This window comes from Halomonas sp. HL-93, from assembly GCF_900086985.1.
Taxonomy (GTDB): domain Bacteria; phylum Pseudomonadota; class Gammaproteobacteria; order Pseudomonadales; family Halomonadaceae; genus Vreelandella.
Genome location: NZ_LT593974.1, coordinates 987,536 through 1,001,917 on the forward strand (window position 1 = coordinate 987,536; position 14,382 = coordinate 1,001,917).

14 protein-coding genes are annotated in these 14,382 nt (G+C 54.6%); 7 read left to right on the plus strand and 7 right to left on the minus strand.

The features are described from left to right. Positions 1 to 15: 15 nt before the first annotated feature. From GA0071314_RS04465 to mtgA, 3 genes are all read left to right on the plus strand, one after another. Complete coding sequence (locus tag GA0071314_RS04465; protein WP_074395503.1) at positions 16 to 1,125, plus strand: S-(hydroxymethyl)glutathione dehydrogenase/class III alcohol dehydrogenase; 1,110 nt, start codon at positions 16 to 18, stop codon at positions 1,123 to 1,125. A gap of 72 nt (positions 1,126 to 1,197) precedes the next feature. Then, positions 1,198 to 2,052, plus strand: a complete 855-nt coding sequence (gene fghA, locus GA0071314_RS04470) for an S-formylglutathione hydrolase (RefSeq protein ID WP_074395504.1) — start codon at positions 1,198 to 1,200, stop codon at positions 2,050 to 2,052. A 10-nt stretch (positions 2,053 to 2,062) separates the two neighbouring features. Beyond that, positions 2,063 to 2,791, plus strand: coding sequence for a monofunctional biosynthetic peptidoglycan transglycosylase (gene mtgA, locus GA0071314_RS04475; protein WP_074395505.1), 729 nt, complete (start codon positions 2,063 to 2,065; stop codon positions 2,789 to 2,791). A 43-nt stretch (positions 2,792 to 2,834) separates the two neighbouring features. Here the strand turns inward: mtgA and GA0071314_RS04480 are convergent, their stop codons facing one another. Together GA0071314_RS04480 and GA0071314_RS04485 are read right to left on the minus strand one after the other, a co-directional pair. Further along, the gene (locus GA0071314_RS04480) at positions 2,835 to 3,605 is read right to left on the minus strand and encodes an EAL domain-containing protein (protein ID WP_441316755.1); all 771 of its coding nucleotides are present in this window, start codon (positions 3,603 to 3,605) and stop codon (positions 2,835 to 2,837) included. A 26-nt stretch (positions 3,606 to 3,631) separates the two neighbouring features. Further along, on the minus strand, positions 3,632 to 4,510 hold the full coding sequence (locus GA0071314_RS04485) for a DMT family transporter (RefSeq protein WP_231896510.1): 879 nt from the start codon (positions 4,508 to 4,510) through the stop codon (positions 3,632 to 3,634). A gap of 196 nt (positions 4,511 to 4,706) precedes the next feature. On the opposite strand from GA0071314_RS04485, the gene GA0071314_RS04490 reads away from it, so the two are divergent. The 3 genes from GA0071314_RS04490 (at position 4,707) to GA0071314_RS04500 (ending at position 7,937) form a co-directional block, all read left to right on the plus strand. Continuing rightward, entirely contained in the window at positions 4,707 to 5,099 is a 393-nt protein-coding gene (locus GA0071314_RS04490; RefSeq protein ID WP_074395506.1) for a DUF4168 domain-containing protein, read from the plus strand. Between the two features lie 200 nt (positions 5,100 to 5,299). Next, on the plus strand, positions 5,300 to 7,210 hold the full coding sequence (locus tag GA0071314_RS04495) for a DUF294 nucleotidyltransferase-like domain-containing protein (RefSeq protein WP_074395507.1): 1,911 nt from the start codon (positions 5,300 to 5,302) through the stop codon (positions 7,208 to 7,210). Position 7,211: 1 nt separating this feature from the next. Then, on the plus strand, positions 7,212 to 7,937 hold the full coding sequence (locus GA0071314_RS04500) for a 3'-5' exonuclease (RefSeq protein WP_074395508.1): 726 nt from the start codon (positions 7,212 to 7,214) through the stop codon (positions 7,935 to 7,937). Positions 7,938 to 8,008: 71 nt separating this feature from the next. On the opposite strand, the gene GA0071314_RS04505 is transcribed toward GA0071314_RS04500, so the two are convergent. The 5 genes from GA0071314_RS04505 to GA0071314_RS04525 form a co-directional block, all read right to left on the minus strand. Further along, entirely contained in the window at positions 8,009 to 9,652 is a 1,644-nt protein-coding gene (locus GA0071314_RS04505; RefSeq protein ID WP_074395509.1) for a BCCT family transporter, read from the minus strand. A gap of 37 nt (positions 9,653 to 9,689) precedes the next feature. Continuing rightward, a complete protein-coding gene (locus tag GA0071314_RS04510; protein WP_074395510.1) occupies positions 9,690 to 10,112 on the minus strand; it encodes a universal stress protein in 423 nt (140 codons plus the stop codon). Positions 10,113 to 10,252: 140 nt separating this feature from the next. After that, positions 10,253 to 11,125: a glycine betaine ABC transporter substrate-binding protein gene (locus tag GA0071314_RS04515; protein ID WP_074395511.1), complete on the minus strand. Its 873-nt coding sequence runs from the start codon at positions 11,123 to 11,125 to the stop codon at positions 10,253 to 10,255. 150 nt (positions 11,126 to 11,275) lie between these two features. Then, positions 11,276 to 12,106, minus strand: coding sequence for an ABC transporter permease (locus GA0071314_RS04520; RefSeq protein WP_074395512.1), 831 nt, complete (start codon positions 12,104 to 12,106; stop codon positions 11,276 to 11,278). Beyond that, positions 12,106 to 13,308, minus strand: a complete 1,203-nt coding sequence (locus GA0071314_RS04525) for a quaternary amine ABC transporter ATP-binding protein (RefSeq protein ID WP_074395513.1) — start codon at positions 13,306 to 13,308, stop codon at positions 12,106 to 12,108. Before GA0071314_RS04525 ends, GA0071314_RS04520 begins: the two co-directional genes overlap by 1 nt. 458 nt (positions 13,309 to 13,766) lie before the next feature. Between GA0071314_RS04525 and GA0071314_RS04530 the strand changes: the two genes are divergently transcribed. Continuing rightward, positions 13,767 to 14,258 (plus strand): hypothetical protein, encoded by a 492-nt coding sequence (locus tag GA0071314_RS04530; protein WP_156524092.1) that lies wholly within the window; start codon positions 13,767 to 13,769, stop codon positions 14,256 to 14,258. The last annotated feature ends 124 nt before the right edge of the window (positions 14,259 to 14,382 follow it).

Genomic DNA, 14,382 nt, shown 5'->3' on the forward strand with positions numbered 1-14,382 from the left:
TAAAGGAGGAATGGAATGAAGTCACGTGCTGCGGTAGCACTGGAAGCAGGCAAGCCCTTAGAGCTGGTCGAGATTGATGTGGAAGGCCCCAAGGCCGGCGAGGTGCTGGTTAAAATGGCGGCGACCAGCGTCTGCCATACGGATGCCTATACACTCTCCGGCGCGGACCCGGAAGGAAATTTTCCCGCCGTGCTGGGTCATGAAGGGGCCGGGGTGGTTCAAGAAATTGGTGAGGGTGTTACCAGCCTGAAACCCGGCGACCATGTGATTCCGCTTTATACCGCCGAATGTGGTCAGTGCAAATTTTGCCTATCGGGTAAAACCAACCTGTGCGGCAGCGTTCGCGCTACCCAGGGAAAAGGCGTGATGCCGGATGGTACGTCGCGCTTTTCACTTGACGGTAAGATGCTCCATCACTACATGGGCACCTCCACGTTTAGCGAATATACTGTACTGCCGGAAGTCTCCCTGGCGGTGGTTTCCAAGGAAGCGCCGATGGACAAGATCTGCCTGCTGGGCTGTGGGGTGACCACCGGTATTGGCGCAGTGCTCAATACCGCCAAGGTGGAACCCGGCTCGACGATCGCCGTCTTCGGTCTGGGCGCGATTGGCCTGGCGGTTATTCAGGGGGCGGCCATGGCCAAGGCGTCGAAGATCATCGCGATCGACGTCAACCCCGACAAATTCGAGCTGGCCAAGCAGTTCGGCGCCACGGATTTCGTCAACCCCAAAGACTACAGCGATCCGATTCAGCAAGTGATCGTCGATATGACCGACGGCGGGGTGGATTACTCGTTTGAGTGTATCGGCAACGTCAATGTCATGCGTTCCGCCCTGGAGTGCTGCCACAAAGGCTGGGGTGAGTCGATCATCATTGGTGTCGCCGGTGCCGGTGAAGAAATCTCCACGCGGCCGTTCCAGCTGGTCACCGGCCGGGTCTGGAAAGGGTCGGCGTTTGGTGGCGTAAAAGGTCGTACTGAACTGCCGGGTTACGTTGAGCGTTATATGAACGGTGAGCTCAATATCGACGACTTTATTACCCACGATATGCCGTTTGAGAAGATCAACGAGGCCTTCGACCTGCTGCACGCAGGCAAGAGTATTCGTACCGTACTGCATTACTGAGTATGATAGTGCGCACAATAAAGGGCGCGGCGGGGGTTCCCGCCGCGCTTGCTGCTTTAAAGGAGCTTGCCCATGAGCATGAGTGAAACCCTCGAGCTCGTCTCGGCCAACCGTAGTTTCGGCGGCTGGCATAAACGCTACCGGCACTACTCCCGTGCGCTGGACTGCGACATGGTGTTTGCGGTTTATTTACCGCCCCAGGCCGAAGAGGAACGCGTGCCGCTATTATGGTGGCTGTCGGGGCTTACCTGCACCGATGAAAACTTTATGCAGAAAGCCGGTGCGCATCGTTTGGCTGCGGAGTTGGGTATCGCCATTGTGTGCCCTGACACCAGTCCACGAGGTACTGATCTGCCCGGCGAGCATGACAGCTATGACCTTGGCTCTGGCGCGGGCTTTTACGTCAACGCCACCCAGGACTCATGGAAGCCGCACTACCGTATGTATGACTATGTGATCGAGGAACTGCCGTCGGTGGTCCGCCAGCATTTCCCGGTGAACGGTCGCGAATCGATCAGCGGTCACTCGATGGGCGGTCACGGCGCACTGATTTTGGCGCTGCGCCATCCGGGGCGCTTTAGCTCCGTATCGGCTTTTGCCCCGATTGTTAACCCCATGAATTGTCCGTGGGGACAGAAGGCGTTTTCCAGCTATTTAGGTGACGACCCAGCAAAATGGCGTCAATACGATGCCTGTGAGCTGGTGGCCAACGGCGCTTCGCGCCAACGGTTGTTTATCGACCAGGGGGAAGCCGACCAATTCCTTGAGGAGCAGCTTAAGCCTGAGCGATTGGAGGAGGTGTGTGAAGAGCACGATCACCCGCTCACCCTTAGGCGGCAACCAGGCTATGACCATAGCTACTTCTTTATTGCGTCCTTTATCGATGATCACCTGCGTTACCACGCTGATCACTTGTTAAAGCGATAAGGTGGCGTCCATGTTGAAGCGCACGCTGCGTCGTTCGGCAGGCCTGCTATGGTGGTGGGTCTGGCGTGGTGTGTTTCTGTTTGTGGTGGTGTCGGTGAGCCTGGTGATGCTATTTCGCGTGGTGCCGCCACCAGGTTCTATGGTCATGGTGGAGCGTAAAATCCAGAGTTGGGTGAACAGTGAACCGATACAGCTGCAGCGGGAGTGGCGGAGTTGGTCACAACTTTCCGATTCGGCGAAGGTGGCGGTCATGGCCGCTGAAGACCAACGCTTTCCTCACCACCACGGCTTTGATATCGCCGAGCTACGCCGTGCCTTGCAAGCCAGCCGTGAAGGAGGGCGCTTGCGGGGGGCCAGTACTATCAGCCAACAAACGGCCAAAAATGTTTTCCTATGGACGGGCAGAAGCTGGGTGCGCAAAGGGCTTGAAGCGTGGTTTACGGTGCTTATCGAGCTGATTTGGGGTAAGCAGAGAATACTAGAGGTCTATCTGAACGTGGCCGAGTGGGATACCGGCGTGTTTGGGCTAGAGGCGGCCGCTCAGCACTATTTTGGCGTGTCAGCCAGTGGACTCACTGAGCGTCAGGCCAGTTTGCTTGCAGCGATTTTACCCAGTCCGTTAACGCGTAGCGCCGCGCTGCCTGACCCTCAGGTAGAGCAGCGTAGCCAATGGGTGCGCCAGCAGATGCGAAACTTAGGCGGGCCTGAGTATTTGCAGCACGTCGCCCCCGATCCTTAACGGTGGCGTTCAACGGGAGACAGAGGCATCGCCGCCATTCAGATTAATCAAAGCATGCAGCGTCGATAGCCGGTAGTGCTTCAAGCTGGGGGCGGGCAAAGTAGTAGCCTTGCTGAACCGGTATGCCCAGCGTCAGCAAGCAGCGTGATTCCTCACGAGTCTCCACGCCTTCAGCAACCAGCTGAGTGCCCAGCGTCTGTGCCAGGGCGACTAAACTGCGTAGGATCGCCTGGCGCCGTTTATCGCTATCGCACTCCATAACGATTTCTCGATCAATCTTCAGGGTATCCGGGCGCAGATCGGTGAGCAGATCCAGATTGGCATAGCCGTTACCGAAGTCGTCAAGCGATGTGGTAAAGCCCATCGCCCGATAACTTTCGATAATGTTACGCATGTGCTGCCGATCATTGACCCGCTCTGTCTCAGTGATCTCAAAATTCAGCCGCTCGGTAGGCCAACCAACCCGTTGTGAGGCTTCCAGCGTGGCTTGAATACACGCTTCCGGTTCGTAGACCGCGTTAGGCAAAAAGTTGATCGACAGGCGTGCTTGCATGTCGAGTGCGCTGGCCAGTTCAATGGCCTTTATTCGGCACTCTTGATCAAACCGATAGAGTAAATCATCGGTAACCTGGCCCAGTATCGACCCTGCCGACTCTCCGTTGGGACCACGAACCAGCGCTTCGTAATAAATGACCTGCCGAGCTGTGACATCGACAATGGGTTGAAAGGCCATGGTAAAGGCAAAGGGGACCGGGTTATCGCAACGGTTACAGCGGCCATTCACGCGGGCGCAATGTTGTTCAGACGTTTCCATACAAAGCCCTAGGGAATTCAATTTAATTATGTGGGTGACGCTTTAGCAGCGGGTTTGCGTACCGTTAACACTACACCAACAATGGCAATAAGCATCCCTCCAAGCCCTATCCAGGAAAGTCGCTCATCGAATAGCCACCATGCCTGTAGCGCAGTGACGGGGGGCACCAAGTAAAAAAGGCTCGCAACCCGCGATGCTTCACCTCGTTTGATTAACGCCATCAATAGCAAAATAGCGGCTATCGACAGAATCAGCACTAACCAGCTGAGCGTCAAGACAAACGTGAGCGACCAAGTAACCTCACGGGTTTCAAACAGCAATGCTCCGATGCCTAAGATCCCGCCCGCTGCAAGGTATTGAATAACGGCTCCCGAAAGCAGTGGCATACGCGTGCAAAAGCGTTTTTGGTAAAGCGTGCCCAGCGAAATGCCCATTAAAGCGGCCAGCACGCTCAACAAAGCGCCCAGGCCGAAGCCACTGAATAACGACTGCCCCAGCTCCAACTGGCTGCCCAGCACGGCACTAATGCCGAGCAAACCCAGGCCTAATCCTAGCCATTGCTGCTTAGCCAGGCGCTCGCCCAGCAGTGGGCCAGCACAGGCTGCCGTGAGCAGGGGTTGTAAGCCCACTAGTAATGAGGCCAGGCCCGCGGGCATACCGAGGGCGATGCCATAAAAGACGCCACCTAAGTAGGTGCCATGTACAAGCAAGCCTGAAATAGCGATGTGCGTCCATAACGCAGGTGATGAAGGCCAGGAAATTTTTAGCATCCATACCAGTGGCGTTAACAGCATCACCGTCAGCGCAAAGCGGATAAATAAAAAGGTGAAGGGTTCCGCGTAGGGAAGGCCAAATTTGGCGCCAATAAACCCCGTGCTCCAAAGCAATACAAATAGTACTGGCATAGCCATTAATCCGAGTGATGCGGCGTCTCGTTGACGCATAAATGGCGGGACTATATTCATAGATCTCTCAATAGGGCTCGAAGGCTGTTTACGTAATGTTCATTTTGTTACAAACTTTTACGCGAAAAATTGAACCTCGTAGATTCACCCGCGTCACAGTAAGCACATTCATAACGCGTTAATGAGGTTTCTTTCTATGCAACGTATGACTGCTCTGTTCTCTGCCGCACTGCTCGCTACTGGCCTAATGACGGCCACTGCACACGCCCAGCAAGATCAAGAATCCACTGAGGATTCTATGTCTACGCAGCAAGAATCGGCGCCAGCTCAAGACTTCTCTGATGAAGAACTCGAGCAATTCGCTGAAGCTTCACAGGAAATCGCGACTATCTCGCAAGATTATACCGAGCGTCTTCAAGAAGCTGACGACGAGTCAGCCCAAGAGGAAGTTCGCACTGAAGCCAACGACCGCATGATCGAAGTGGTTGAAGATAGCGGCCTAGATGTTGATACCTTCAACGAGATTGGTCAAACCATTCAGCAAGATCCTGAAATGATGGAGCGTGTTCAGGAAATGGCTGAATCGTAAGCAGTCATTAAACGTTGCACTTGTTTGTAACGTCGCTGTATGACACCGCTTCGTAGCGGTTCCCAAAGCCCGGCGCAACAGCGCTGGGCTTTTTTTTCGCTAGACTTTACGCCTCCTAGGCTTCGCGCCACAATCTAACCATTATGTCCGCAACAGGGACAGGCGTTGGACGGTCGATTATTGCGGCGTGAGGAGAGAGCATGGACATCGAGCTATTAGAAATACGCCAGCATATGGGGCAGTTTCCGCCCTTCGATGGGCTGTCAGACGAATTGCTGGACGAAATCGCCAGTCGGGTCGAAGTCAGCTACTTCAAAACCGGTACGGAAATTCTCACGCTCAACGACACAATGACCGACCTGTGCTATATCCGCAGCGGTGCGGTCGAGGTGTACCGGCGTCAGGGGGAGCTCTACAACCGGTTGGGTGAGGGCGATATCTTTGGCCACTTCAACCTGTTGCGCAACCAGAAAGTGCGTTTCCCTGCCCGGGCCATCGAAGACACTCTGCTTTATTTCATTCCCTTGGATGTCTTCCAAAAGCTGTGCGAAGAAGACGACCACTTTGCCGATTTCGTCGAGCTGGAACGACCGCGCCTGGAAACCGCCGCCGAGCAGCAAAAGAAAGCCAACGACATGATGGTCACCCGGATTCGCAAGCTGGTGACGCGCTATCCGGTGATGGTGGAAGAGTCCACTACGGTGCAGCAAGCGGCGCAGCAGGTCAGCCAGTCGCAGGCGTCGGCGGTATTGGTGCTCAAGGAGGGCAGCACCCATCCCCGCTACAGCTTTCAGGACAGCGAAGGGCACACCTGGCAGGTATGCGGCATCTTAACCGACAGCGATTTTCGTACCCGGATAGTGGCGGAAGGGCTCTCGCCGCAAACCCCGGTGGGAGACGTCGTATCGCCACGGCTGATCACAATCCAGTCGGACGCCTCCATTTATGAGGCGATGCTCACCATGCTGCGCAACAATGTTCACCATCTACCGGTGCTTTACCGTCAGCGGCCGATGGGAGTGGTGCACCTCTCCGATATTATCCGCTACGAAACCCACAGCGGACTTTACCTGGTGAGCAACATTTTTCACCAGTCGAACGTCGAGGGCCTGGCGCGTCTGGCACCGGATGTGAGCGCCGCCTTTGTCCGCATGGTTCAGGAAGGCGCCAACTCGCACATGGTGGGCAGTGCGCTGTCGACCATTGGGCGCAGCTTTACCCGTCGCCTGCTGGAGCTCGCCGAGGAATCGCTTGGCCCGCCGCCGGTTGATTATTGTTTCATGGTCAACGGGTCGATGGCGCGCAACGAGCAGAGCATCGTCACTGACCAGGACAACGCGCTGATACTCTCGGATGACTTTATTCCCGAGGAACACGACGCTTACTTCAAGGCGCTGGCAACCTTTGTCAGCGATGGCCTGGATGCCTGCGGCTATACCTATTGCAAAGGCGACGTCATGGCCACCAACACCCAGTGGCGGCAGCCGCTGAGCGTGTGGAAAAGCTATTTTACCGACTGGATTGCCAACCCGACTCCGGAAAGACTGCTGCATAGCTCGATCTTCTTTGATCTGGATAGTCTCTACGGCGAAGACCTGTTTGTGGAAGCGCTTCAGGACCTGATTGCCGAACAGGCACCCAAGTCGCCGCTCTTCCTGGCGGCCATGGCCCGTAATGCCCTGAATCGTACGCCGCCGCTGGGGTTTTTCCGCACCTTCGTGATGGAAAAGGATGGCAAGCATAATAATTCTATCAACCTGAAGCGTCGCGGCACGGCGCCTATGGTCGATTTGGTCCGGGTACATGCGTTGGCCTGCGGTTCCAAGGCGCAGAACACCTTTCAGCGGCTGGACGCGATTGCCAATACCCAGCTATTGGCGACCGGTATGAGCGACAAGCTGAGCTATGCTTTCGAGTTCATGTGCATGTCGCGGTTGCGCCACCAAATGATTGACCTTCAGGAAGAGCGCCAGCCTGACAATAATATCGAACCGGAGAACGTCGCTGATAGTGAAAGACACACACTCAAGGATGCTTTTCAGGTGCTTAACAATGCGCAAAAATTCCTGAAGTTCCGCTATCCGGTGCCGGCTAACCGAGCGGGACGCTAATATGACGTTTATTCGCCCGCGTCGAAAAATCAGCCAGGCCGACTGGGTGGCGTACATGCATAAGCGTGAGCCGTTGGCCAAGGACCCGGCCATTCAGCGCTTCTTTGCCACGCCGATGCCCAGCCTTGATACGCCAATTAGCGACGTGCCTATGGTCGCTCTGGATATGGAAACCACCGGGCTCGATGAGCGTCGCCATGCCATTGTTAGTATCGGATTGGTGCCGTTTTCGTTAGATCGCATTAAGCTGGCTGAGCGGCGCTATTGGGTAGTGAAGCCGCCGCGCCCTCTGGATGAAGCTTCCATTACCTTCCATCACATCACCCACTCTGAGATTGCCCACGCTCCGGATATCGAAGACATTCTCGACCCCTTGTTAGCGGCATTGGCAGGGCGGATTGTGGTCGTCCACTTCCGCCATATTGAGCGTCCTTTTTTGGATGCGGCTATTAAAGCGCGCCGCGGAGAGGGGGTTATGTTTCCGATGATCGACACAATGTCGCTTGAGGCGCGCCTGCACCGTCAGAAACTTTGGGCACGGTTTCGCCGCTGGTTAGGGCGCCCGCCGGTGTCCATCCGGCTTGATGCCAGCCGGCGTCGCTATGGACTGCCGAGCTATCAAGGCCACCACGCGCTGGTCGACGCCCTGGCAACGGCCGAGTTGCTCCAGGCGCAGATCGCCACCCACTACGAGCCCACGACGCCATTGGGGGCGCTGTGGAGCTGATCTGATCAACGTCCAGGCATAAAAAAACGGGCAGCCAGGTGGCTGCCCGTTTTTACTGCCATCAACGATGGTTAGACCGCTTTTGGCTCGCTCATCAAGCCCTTGATGATGGCATAGCAGGCCACCAACAGGATGAACGTGAACGGGAAGCCGGTCGAGACGGCCATGGTTTGCAGGGCAGTAAGGCCACCCCCCAACAGCAGCGCAATGGCGAGAGCGCCTTCGATAATCGCCCAGAACAAACGCTGTGGCTTCGGCGCGTCGACTTTACCGCCAGCGGTAATTGAATCGATCACCAGCGAACCCGAGTCAGAAGACGTCACGAAGAACACGATGACCAGCACAATGGCAAGGAATGAGGTGATCTGCGATAGCGGCAACTGTTCGAGCATCATGAACAACTGCAGGTCGAGACCCGCATCGCGGACGGACTCAATACCCTGGCTAACGTACTGATCAATTGCCGTGCCACCAAAGGTGGTCATCCACAGTACCGATACCGTCGAGGGCACCAGCATGACAGAGATGAGAAATTCGCGTACGGTGCGGCCGCGCGAAACGCGGGCGATAAACATGCCGACGTACGGCGACCAGGAAATCCACCAGGCCCAGTAGAAGGCCGTCCAGCCTTGGCTGAAGTTGGCGTCTTCGCGGCCAAATGGGTTGGAAAGTGCCGGTAAATGCGTGGCGTAGTTGACCAGATTCTCGAAGAAGCCGGTCGCGATCAACATGGTCGGGCCCACGGCAATGACAAAGAACAACAGTAATGCCGCAAGGGCAATGTTGATTTTGGACAGTAGCTGAACGCCTTTATCGACACCTGCCATGACGGAGCAAATCGCAATCATCGTGATGCCAATGATCAGTAGAATCATGGTCACGTCGGTTTCCGGCGCGCCGAAAAGGTAGCTCAAACCGGCGGCCGCCTGCGTCGCGCCCAGACCCAGCGACGTGGTCAGGCCAAACAGCGTGGCAAACACGGCCAGGATATCGATCACGTGGCCGGGCCAACCCCACACACGCTCACCCAGGATGGGATAAAACACCGAGCGCATGGAAAGGGGGAGTCCCTTGTTAAAGGCGAATAGCGCCAATGACAATGCCACTACGGAATAAATGGCCCAAGGGTGCAAGCCCCAGTGAAAGATGGTTGCGGCCATGCCAAGCGTTGCTGCCCCGGCCTCGTCGCCTTCAGCACCGGCCAGCGGCGCCCAACTGTCGCCGTCCAGGGAAGTGCCAAAATGGGTCAGCGGTTCATTCACGCCATAGAACATCAGGCCAATGCCCATGCCTGCCGCGAACAGCATCGAGAACCAGCCCATATACGTAAAGTCGGGTTTGGCGTCAGCCCCACCGATACGGATTTTACCCAATGGAGAGAAAATCAGGCCGATACACAGAATGACGAAAATGTTGGCTGCCAGAATAAAAAACCAGGCAAGATTGCCGGTTAGAAAGCCAAAGACGGCGTCATAAACTGGCGCAATGGTGTCTTGCAGGGCCAGCGTGAGGATCACGAAGAGCAGTATGACGACGGAGGAAATCGTGAAAACCTTGCCATGCAGGTCGAGGTTCACGCCCATCGTTGTGGTGGTGATGTTGTCCTGGCCGATAACGTAATCGGTATCGATCAGGTTGGCAGGCCCCTCTGGGGCGGGAATACCTTCCGAGGGGGCCTTGTCATCTGGCGATTGGTCTTGCGGTTTGTTATCCACAAAGTTGCTCCCTTAACAATTAGAACGGTATGCCGATTTACTGGGTCACACGAAGGAGGAAGACAGACGCGTCAGTGTGCGTGGCTACCTTGCCACCATGAGAGGGCATCACAATGTCCAGGTGGCGTGGTAAATGCGTCGCCATTATGACCAGGTCTGCACCAATTTCATCGATAGCCTTGACTAGCAAGTCGTCAACATTGGCAATCGGGTCGGTCGAGCTATAGACCTTTATGCTGACCGGCTGACCATGCACCTGATGGCGCTCCTGGGCAAAAGCGTCGAGCTTTTGCTCATATTCCTGCGGGGTGCGAGCGACGCTGGTGGGGGTATTGGCCGTAACGCTGACATAGGTGATCTGTGCGTCATATTGTTTGGCCATGTCCGCCACAATGCTTAACGCAGGTTCAAGCGTATCCAGATGGGCAAGGTCTACGGGTACCATAATGTTATTAAACACGGCAGACTCCTTACTGTACTTTTGAAATGATCAACATTATCAAAATATATGCCGGTCATCGCTATGGTTCAGACGAGATAGATACAAGTGAGCTGGCGCGTCAATACGCACCAGCTCATGACGATCTCCAGGAATGATAATCAGCCCTCGAGCCACTCCTCGACCACGTCCTGGTTATCTTCGACCCACTGTTTAGCATTTTCATAAGGGTCGCTGTCTTCTTCCTGGTTCATGAGCATGACTTCGCCCATTTGCTCAGGCGTCCACTCAAACGCATCAAGAATGGCATAGGCTTCTGCCATGTCATCTTCCAGGCCATCACGGACGACGGTGTGAATTTGCTCCGCGCCACCGTATACGTTCTCGGGGTCTTCCAAATACTTCAGATCCCAACGCGAGAACATCCAATGGGGGGTCCAGCCAGTAACGACGACATCCTCATCGTTTTCCATAGCGTTGCTAAGTGCCGCGACCATGGTAGCGTCGCTACCGCTGCGTAGCTGTAGTTCAAGATCATAGGTATCCATGACCTCTTCAGTGAGGGACATCAGGCCCGCACCAGGATCAATACCGATAATCTCGTCGTTAAAGTCGTCGGCGTTGTCGTTAAGATCGGCGATGGAATCAATATCGCTATCTTCAGGAACCACGAGGCCCAGCTTGGTGCCGTCAAGGTTGGGGCCAAGGTCTTCAACGTTGTCGCCGACACTTTCCATGTAATCTTCATGGGTGGTTGGTAGCCAAGCGGCTACGATGGCGTCGGTATCGCCGGTGGAAAGGGCCTGAAACATGGCGGCGGCAGACAGTGAGGTCATGTCGACCTCGTAGCCCGCTTGCTCAAGCACAGCGCGAACGACGTTAGTGGATGCGACTTCAGACGACCACTCGACATAAGCCAAGTTAACGGTGCCTTTGTCGTCGGCCTGAACCATGCCGCCAGCGGCAAGGCCAGCGCTGGAAGCGAGTGCCAACGAGGCGAGACGGATGCGGTGATTCAACATACTAGTTTTCATTCACTTGCTCCCTTGGGTAGAGAGGCAGCAATGGCTACCTCAAACAATATCGTGCTTTCTTTGTGTCACTCACAGCATGGGCATGTATCCCATGCTGTGCAAGTGTTAACCACCTTGTGACGCCATGTTGTATAAGGTCGGTAAAGGCTTTTAACGGCGTGATTTGCTTAGCGATTGAGTCAAGCGGTCAAGCACCATGGCCAGGATAACAACCGCAATACCGGCTTCAAAGCCGTCGCCCGGACGCAGGCGTTGAATGGCACGCCAAACTTCGCTGCCCAGCCCATCGGCACCGATCATGGCGGCAATAACGACCATGGAAAGCGCCAGCATAATCGTTTGGTTAATCCCTGCCATAACGGTGGGAAGCGATAGCGGTAACTGCACTTTGATAAGTTTCTGGCCGCGGGTCGCCCCGTAGGCGTCGGCCGCTTCAATCAGCTCAACGGGTACTTGACGTATCCCTAGCGTGGTAAAGCGAATTGCCGGCGGCATAGAGAAAATCACCGTAGCAAAAATTGCCGATACCGAGCCAATACCGAAGAACGGGATAGCTGGAATCAAGTACACAAACGCGGGCATGGTCTGCATAAAGTCCAGTACCGGCATAATGACACGGTACAAACGCTCGGACAGCGCGGCCGCAATGCCCACCGGAATGGCAATGACCACGGCCACCAGAGTGGCAATCACCACCAGCGTGAGGGTTTCGATCATGGGGTCCCAGAGCCCCAGGTTCCAAATCACTGCGAAACCTGCCGCGGCGCCGATGGCCAATCGCGGAGACGCCGCCTTCCAGCACAGTAATGCGACAAGCGCCAACAGCGCCCATTCAGGAAGCCATAAAAGCCCAGTGTTGAGGCCTTCGATACCCGTTTGGGTAACTCGCGAAATGGCACGTGTGATTAATGAATATTCGCTGGTTAGCCAGGTAAGGCTGCTTTCAATCCAATAACCTAACGGAATGCTTGGAATGTCCATTATTTATCTCCTGCCCGCGCTAGTTCGTCGAGTACCGCCCCTTTTACCACTACGCCGAGCAACCGCTGCTGATCATCGACCACGGCGATAGGAAAGCTTTTTTCGCTAAACATGGAGAACAGACTCTGTAGCGGTTCCTCAGGAGAGACTTTGCGGAAGTCTTGGGTTAAGTAATCGGTAATGGTATCGGCGCCCGCTGCGACGGCGCGGCTCGCTTCCTCTGCTTCCAGAAGCCCTAGAAGGTTACGGTCACGGTCGGTCACGTAAATGGAGTCAACGCTGTTGTCACGCATGCGGTGGAGCGCGGTGCGCGGACCATCACTTTCGCGAGCAGTGGTGCGCACTGGGCGCATGGCGCTCTCAGCGGTCAAAATACGCGAGCGATCAACCCCTTCGATAAAGCGACGCACATAGTCATCGGCGGGCTGGGTCAAGATCTGTTCGGGGGTGCCAATTTGCACCACCTCACCGTCTTTTAACAGCACAATGCGATCACCGATGTTAAGCGCTTCGTCCAAATCGTGGGTGATAAAGACGGTGGTTTTTTGCATTCTGGACTGCAATTGCAAGAGTTCTTGCTGCATGTCTTTACGAATCAAAGGATCCAGCGCCGAGAAAGCCTCATCCATTAATAGCACGCTTGAATCGTTAGCCAGTGCCCGGGCTAAGCCAACCCGCTGCTGCATACCGCCGGAAAGCTGATTGGGGTAGGCATCTTCCCAGCCATCCAGCCCAACCTGGGTCAGTGATTCCCGTGCCGTTTTGTCCCGCTCGGCTGGGTCGATACCGCGGATTTCCAAACCGAACTGAGCGTTTTGCAGCACCGTTTTATGTGGGAAAAGGGCAAAATTCTGGAATACCATCGAAAAATGCCGACGACGACACTCGAGTAGTTCTTTAGTGCTCAACGTTGGGATGTGTTCGTCATCAATGACGATATCCCCTTCGCTAGTGTCGATTAACCGGTTCAGGCAGCGAATCAAGGTGGATTTACCCGACCCCGATAACCCCATAATGACCAGCAATTCGCCTTCGTAGACATCAAAGGAGACGTTGGAAAGCCCTAGCGTTTGGCCTGTTTTTTCAAGAATTTCAGAGCGATTCAAGCCCTGGTCACGAAGCTCAAGCGCGTTTTTGGGCTGTTTGCCAAAGACCTTGCTTACGCCTCGCACCTGAATTTTGACGTTGCGTGTCTCGTCCATCGGCGATGCCTTTTGTTAGCTGAGCGGTAAGGGTGCTGCCTGTTCGGGCACAAAAAAGCTGCCCGTAAGGCCAGCGAACACCGTCACTCATAAGAAGAAAGAGGAGATGAGGTGCTAAAAGGATTATAAATTATTATACATAAGTGGCCTAGGTGTGTCACAACGCCTCGCTTACGGCGGCAGCATAGCGCCTCATGTGTCATTTTTTACCCACTGCTCGACAGCAGCAATGCTCTTTTAATCGCTTTATTTTATTTTTAAGTTTTTGATTAAAAAGATATTTTATATTTATGAAAAGTGTTGGCATGTTGTATGTATGCTTATTGCCGATAACCTTTGCAATTTGCGCCCATTTTGCAGTAGCAAGCTGATCATAGATGTTGGATAGCAAATTAAACGCAGTGCCAACGGCTTAGCGCCAAGGGTTGTCTAAAAATCAGCTAGTAAGGTTGCGATGTGTGAACTTGTTGCCCAATGGCACGTCACAGGGTGGCAAAGACTTAAATGGAAAATGGAGTGAGCGTGTGAAGTCATCACATCGTTTGAGCAGTCACACAAGCACTTGGGCGGCTTTGTTATTGAGTGGTTTGTTGTTAGTAGGCTGTGGTCAGGAAGAAGAAGCTGATGGTACGGCAGTGCCAGAGGAAAGCAGTCAAGAACAGCAAGATGGTGAAGTTGCTGAAGAAGCGACACAAGATGATCAATATGTATCTGAGCAAGAATCGGCCAGCGATGAGCCAGGTATGGAAGGTGATTCAACGTCTGACGAGTCAGCTCAGGAAGAGGAGCCATTGGCAGGTGATACCACTGAAGACCCTGGTTTTGGTGACGGTACGGATCCCATGCCAGGTGATGGTGAAGATGCAAGCGATCTAGCAAACAGCGGCAATGATGACGAGTCGCAAGATGCTGAAAGCGATGAAGATGAAGAGGAAAATTCCGGCGAGTAAGACATGCAAGTAATGGTGTAGTAGAGATTTCCAGTGTCCCTACGATGGTAAACCGCTTCAGCTGTTTGTTCCCTGCGGCTGCTCCCACGGTTTATCATCCCTTCAGCCCCCGCGCCCGCGGGGG

What these genes read in the sequence shown, in the direction of transcription:
- GA0071314_RS04465 (WP_074395503.1), top strand. Translation starts at nt 16, where the DNA reads ATGAAGTCACGTGCTGCGGTAGCACTGGAAGCAGGCAAGCCCTTAGAG.
- fghA (WP_074395504.1), top strand. Translation starts at nt 1,198, where the DNA reads ATGAGCATGAGTGAAACCCTCGAGCTCGTCTCGGCCAACCGTAGTTTC.
- mtgA (WP_074395505.1), top strand. Translation starts at nt 2,063, where the DNA reads ATGTTGAAGCGCACGCTGCGTCGTTCGGCAGGCCTGCTATGGTGGTGG.
- GA0071314_RS04480 (WP_441316755.1), bottom strand. Translation starts at nt 3,605, where the DNA reads ATGGAAACGTCTGAACAACATTGCGCCCGCGTGAATGGCCGCTGTAAC.
- GA0071314_RS04485 (WP_231896510.1), bottom strand. Translation starts at nt 4,510, where the DNA reads ATGCCAGTACTATTTGTATTGCTTTGGAGCACGGGGTTTATTGGCGCC.
- GA0071314_RS04490 (WP_074395506.1), top strand. Translation starts at nt 4,707, where the DNA reads ATGCAACGTATGACTGCTCTGTTCTCTGCCGCACTGCTCGCTACTGGC.
- GA0071314_RS04495 (WP_074395507.1), top strand. Translation starts at nt 5,300, where the DNA reads ATGGACATCGAGCTATTAGAAATACGCCAGCATATGGGGCAGTTTCCG.
- GA0071314_RS04500 (WP_074395508.1), top strand. Translation starts at nt 7,212, where the DNA reads ATGACGTTTATTCGCCCGCGTCGAAAAATCAGCCAGGCCGACTGGGTG.
- GA0071314_RS04515 (WP_074395511.1), bottom strand. Translation starts at nt 11,125, where the DNA reads ATGAAAACTAGTATGTTGAATCACCGCATCCGTCTCGCCTCGTTGGCA.
- GA0071314_RS04520 (WP_074395512.1), bottom strand. Translation starts at nt 12,106, where the DNA reads ATGGACATTCCAAGCATTCCGTTAGGTTATTGGATTGAAAGCAGCCTT.
- GA0071314_RS04525 (WP_074395513.1), bottom strand. Translation starts at nt 13,308, where the DNA reads ATGGACGAGACACGCAACGTCAAAATTCAGGTGCGAGGCGTAAGCAAG.